This is a genomic window from Mycobacterium sp. (assembly GCF_025965855.1).
Lineage (GTDB): Bacteria > Actinomycetota > Actinomycetes > Mycobacteriales > Mycobacteriaceae > Mycobacterium.
Genome location: NZ_JAOPWB010000187.1, coordinates 1 through 4,795, shown reverse-complemented (window position 1 = coordinate 4,795; position 4,795 = coordinate 1). Strand labels below are relative to the sequence as shown.

Below are 4,795 nucleotides of genomic sequence, written 5' to 3'. Positions count from 1 at the left end.
TTCAATTGTCAGATCCGTCGACTGCATCGGTTCGGCGCGGAACCGCCGGACGGAGTGACCTGATAGGAGCGCGACCAAGCATCCCGTAGCAGTATCGTCCCCGCCCGACGGCTCTGCCCTTCATCCCATCCCGAAAATCCGGTTACAGGAAGGGCCGCAATGGAATCCACCATCGCCGCATCTACACAACCACAGGTCACCGTCGGTGTCGACACACACAAGCAGTTCCATGTTGCCCATGCCGTCGACCGGCTCGGTCGCCCGTTAGGCACCCATCGCCTGGCTGCCACGGTCGCCGGTTACCGCGGTTTCGTGTCCTGGGCCCACGAGTTGGGCCAGCTCGTGGCGGTCGGTATTGAAGGCCCCGGCCATTACGGCGCCGGCCTGGCCCGGCACCTTCGCGCCGAGGGCGTCGCGGTCAGCGAAGTCGGGCGTCCCAAACGGCAGCGCCGTGCCCGCTTTGGCAAATCAGACGACGTTGACGCGGCCGGAGCCGCCGCGATGGTGTTGGCCGGCGACGCCCTCGGCGAGCCCAAAACCGCCGATGGTGCCGCGGAAATGGTGCGGGTGTTGCGAGTCGCCCGCACCAGCGTGGTGCGTGCTCGGGCCAAGGCCTACAACGCGCTGCAAGACCTTGTGGTGACCGCTCCAGCGGCACTGCGCGAACAGCTGGCGGGTCTCTACAAGGACCGCCTCTTCCATGCCTGTGAGCAGCTGCCCGAACCCGAAACCTTAACCGACCCAACTGATGCAGTGACCGTAGCTATCAAGTCACTGGCCGTGCGCTGCCGCCAGCTTGACGCCGATGCCGCCGGGCTGGAACGCCACATCGACGCCATCACCGCTGTCGCCGCACCTGAACTGCGCGCCGTCTATGGTGTCGGCCCCGACACCGCTGCCACGCTGCTGACCGCGATCGGCGACAACCCCGACCGGATCTGCAGCGACGCGGCTTTCGCCAAACTCTGCGGGGTCTGCCCACTGGAAGCCTCCAGCGGCAAAACGATCCGCCACCGCCTCAACCGAGGCGGCAACCGCGACGCCAACCGCGCATTGCACGTCATCCTGGTCGTGCGCATGCGCCGCCACGAGCCCACCCGCGACTACTTCGCCCGCCGCCTGGCCGAAGGCAAAACAAAAAACGAGATCATGCGCTGCGTCAAGCGCTACATCGCCCGCGAGATCTACCACGCCCTCGGCCAACCCAGCAGAAGAACTAACGAACTCATTGCCTGAAGATAGGAGCGTCTGGTATCAAGCCCAGTTGCTTACACCGACGCTTGGTTTTCGGCTGTGGCGTTACGATTTATGGCGTGCCGAGTGACTGAGTCAATACGATTGCAGGTCAACGATTCTCGCCTGGCTGGCACCGACGAGTTCGGCACGTCGGAGCTACGTTATCTGTGAATCGCAGTTCCCCACGACGCAGAGTCGTTGGTGCACCGTTCGTTGTTGTGTGGCTGGCACGATGAGGCGATGACGATCGCCCCGCCAAGGTCCGGTGTGCGGGTGGGTTCCTTGCACATCCTGGTGATCGGCGTGGTTGTCGGTTCTCGCCCGACCCGCCGATAACGGCATCCGGCGGCGCCCCGCCCCGGACACTGAGGCGGGCAGCGGCCAGCCCCTGTCGGGCTGCAGGCGGAAACTGATCGTCACGCCGCTGTCCGCCGACCGCGCCCATGAGCTGACAGGGCCGACGAACACAGAGTTTGCGCAAGTGGCGAATTCACGAATGCGCACAGCGCAGCGACGTGTCGGAACGCGGCGCAGCATGTTCACACATTCCATCGGCCGTTTGCTGCGGCCGGCCCGCGAGTGGAAAACGATCACGTTCGGCGTGAACTCGCGAACCGGCCTCAATGTGGGCGACGTCCTGGTCTGATTCGGGATCGATCGACCCCCAGATGCGCGCCTACGCTGGTGACGGTGATAAACAGGACTGCTCTGGCAGAGTTTCTGCGCGCACGACGCGACCTGATCTCGCCCGCGGATGTCGGGCTACCCGCCGGGGACCGGCGCAGAGTCGCCGGTCTACGCCGCGAAGAGGTCGCGGTGCTTGCAAACATTAGCGCCGCGTATTACCTACGTCTAGAGCAAGGGCGCGAACATAATCCGTCACACGAAGTGCTCGTAGGCATTGGCCGAGCTCTGCGGCTCAACGACGACGCCGTTGCCTATATGCACAGTCTGGTCCATGAACAGCCGGGGGAGGATACCCGCTCGCTGGCACTCGATCCGGCCATCAACACGCTGATTGATGGCTGGCCGTGCACAGCCACGCACGTGCACGACCGTAGCTTGACGGTGGTTGCGTCCAACCGTTTGGCGCGCGCGCTGTCACCGCAGTACGACGTCGGATCCAACACGCTGCGCGCGCTATTCCTCGATCCGGAAATGCGTGATTTCTATCGGAACTGGCAGAAGCTGACGGCATGGACTGTCCGCTTGGTCCGCGCCTTCATCGGTCATGACCCAAATCCCGAGCTGCTGGCTCTGATCGACGAGTTGAGGGCAGAGAGCCCGCGGTTTCGCAACCTTTGGGTACGCCATGAAGTCAAGAACAACAGCAGCGGCCTCATCTTGATCAGCCACCCCCGGGTCGGCCCGCTCGATCTGCACTTCCAACACTTGGTTTTACCGGGACCCGGTCACGTAATGGTCGTTTTCTGGGCCGATCCTGCATCCCCCTCCGAAGACGGCCTGCGACGTCTGGCCGGTACATGAATCTGCAGTGACTGATGAGCTGGATCACGTGAGTAAGCTGCCCGACACACCCGACGCCACGGGCTTGGTTTAGCGTCATACTCCATCACCGCCAGCAACCGGGACCACCAGAGGTTTGACCCCAGTGAATGCTGCCGCCGGTGATGCGCGCGGTGGCTCAGTTCGGACCCGCCGGCGGATGTGCGGAGCGCCGCCCCTTCCGGTCTTTCTGGAAGGCCACGATATTCGTGACGATCGGCCGCGCGATACTCAGCGCAAGTGCGTCTGACGCAGGCACTGAGCCCGTTGCGGATCTTTGTGCATTCACATCTAGTCGGCTTGAGTTCGTTGAGCGATAACCGCGTCGCGGATGGCGGATCGGCGTGCTTTGCCCGCATCGTCGCGAAGTGGCGACATGGTGAATTGCACTGTGCGCGGCACCTTGTATCTGGCGATGCTCGCGCCCAGGAATTGCGTCAATGAGGCCTCGTCCAGATTTGCGCCGGGCGCGATCTGCACGATCGCATGCGGCACCTGGCCGAGGTCATCGTCGGGTACACCAACGACCAAGGAGGACAGTACGTCCGGGTGCCCGGCGAGTGCTGCCTCTACCTCGGCCGGGTACACGTTCCGTCCACCGACAGTGAACATGTCTACTCGTCGGTCGCTGATATAGAGGAAGCCATCAGCGTCAAAATAGCCGAGGTCGCCGATCGAGTCCCAGCCGTCTCGGCTGGTTGCCTTGCTGCCGACATAACGGTAGGTCGGCGAGCTGCCGGCCTCTGGTCGCATATAGACCTCGCCGACCACCCCAGTGGGGCATTCGTTGCCGTCGTCATCGAGCACGATCATCCGGCCGGTGACCACGGTACCGACAGATCCACGGTGCTCGTGCCACTGTGCGCCCGAGATCATTGTCAATGCGTGTTGTTCGGTGCTCCCGTACATTTCCCACAAGACCTCTGGTCCCAAGATGTCAATCCATGCCTGCTTGGTTGCCGGTGGGCACGGTGCACCGGTATGCCAAAGCCGCCTGATCGAAGACAAGTCATAAGTCTGTGGGGCGGATCGGTAGATCGGCAGTAACCGCTGCATGATTGTCGGGACGGTCGCCAAAAATGTGACGTGCAGCTCGGCGACCTGTCGGAGGAAATCGAGCGCATCGAACCGCGGCATCACGGCCAAGTGGTGTCCCATCAACAGCCCGATCGTCGCGGCGGTGAAGCCGGTGGTGTGGCTTAATGGCACCGATATCAGGTTGACGTCGCCGATCTGGGCGCCGAAAAGCGCTCCGCTGGCAGCGGGTACGCGGCTATCTCCGCCGAATTCGATCAACTTGGGGCGCCCGGTGCTGCCGCCCGACGCGAGCGATCGCAGTACTGGCGACACCGCTGCTGGCAGCGGCTCGTCCGAGATGACCTCCCTCGGTGTAAATCCCTGGGGCACAGCGGGAGTCTTCCCGCGCGGATCCGCTCGGCCGACTAGCAGCGAACGGGTCTTGAGTTCCAACAGTTGTTCGAATTCCGCGGCGGGTAGTCTAGGGGACAACGGCTGCGGTATGGCGCCCAGCTTCCATGTGGCTAGGGTCGCCTGCAGCCATTCGATGGAGTTAGGCAGTGCGATTGTTACGTAATCACCCACACCAACTCCGTTCTCGGCGTACGCACGTGCGAGACGGTTTGTCGACCTGTCGAGCTCGGCTCGGGTCAGCGTGCGACCTAGGCACGTGACGGCGGGTGCCTCTGGCGCCACTTGGGCCAGCCGCGAAAATTGAGTGCTGATTGGCGCTATCAACTCAATCACGAAACCTCCCCGAGTTGGGCGAGCTGACCACGGGTGAATCGGGGAGTCGGTTTGTCATCTGTCTTACTCACCGGTATCTGGTCCTCCTTAGCAATCGGTCGCGGTCGCGAACCGGTTGTGGTCAAGGTGAATAACGACCACAGCGCGCGGTCGTTGCCGGATGTGTCGGCGTCGGGTGAAGACTGACCCCTGATCGTCGGCTGAATTTGGACCCCCTCCGTAGACGCTGAGGAAGTGATGTCTGTGGAGGATTGGGCTGAGATCCGCCGGTTGCACCGTTCGGAGGGAA

At 62.9% G+C, this 4,795-nt stretch carries 4 protein-coding genes; 3 read left to right on the top strand and 1 reads right to left on the bottom strand.

All coding sequences use genetic code 11. The features are described from left to right. The first annotated feature begins 159 nt into the window (after positions 1–159). From JWP83_RS15730 to JWP83_RS15720, 3 genes are all read left to right on the top strand, one after another. Positions 160–1,236 carry an IS110 family transposase gene (locus tag JWP83_RS15730; protein ID WP_297731539.1) on the top strand — a complete coding sequence of 359 codons (1,077 nt, stop codon included), beginning with the start codon at positions 160–162 and terminating at the stop codon, positions 1,234–1,236. A 307-nt stretch (positions 1,237–1,543) separates the two neighbouring features. Next, positions 1,544–1,882 (top strand): hypothetical protein, encoded by a 339-nt coding sequence (locus JWP83_RS15725; RefSeq protein WP_297731537.1) that lies wholly within the window; start codon positions 1,544–1,546, stop codon positions 1,880–1,882. A 44-nt stretch (positions 1,883–1,926) separates the two neighbouring features. Further along, the gene (locus tag JWP83_RS15720; RefSeq protein WP_367185645.1) at positions 1,927–2,724 is read left to right on the top strand and encodes a helix-turn-helix domain-containing protein; all 798 of its coding nucleotides are present in this window, start codon (positions 1,927–1,929) and stop codon (positions 2,722–2,724) included. Between the two features lie 309 nt (positions 2,725–3,033). Here the strand turns inward: JWP83_RS15720 and JWP83_RS15715 are convergent, their stop codons facing one another. Continuing rightward, positions 3,034–4,506 (bottom strand): AMP-binding protein, encoded by a 1,473-nt coding sequence (locus tag JWP83_RS15715; RefSeq protein WP_297731532.1) that lies wholly within the window; start codon positions 4,504–4,506, stop codon positions 3,034–3,036. Positions 4,507–4,795: the final 289 nt, after the last annotated feature.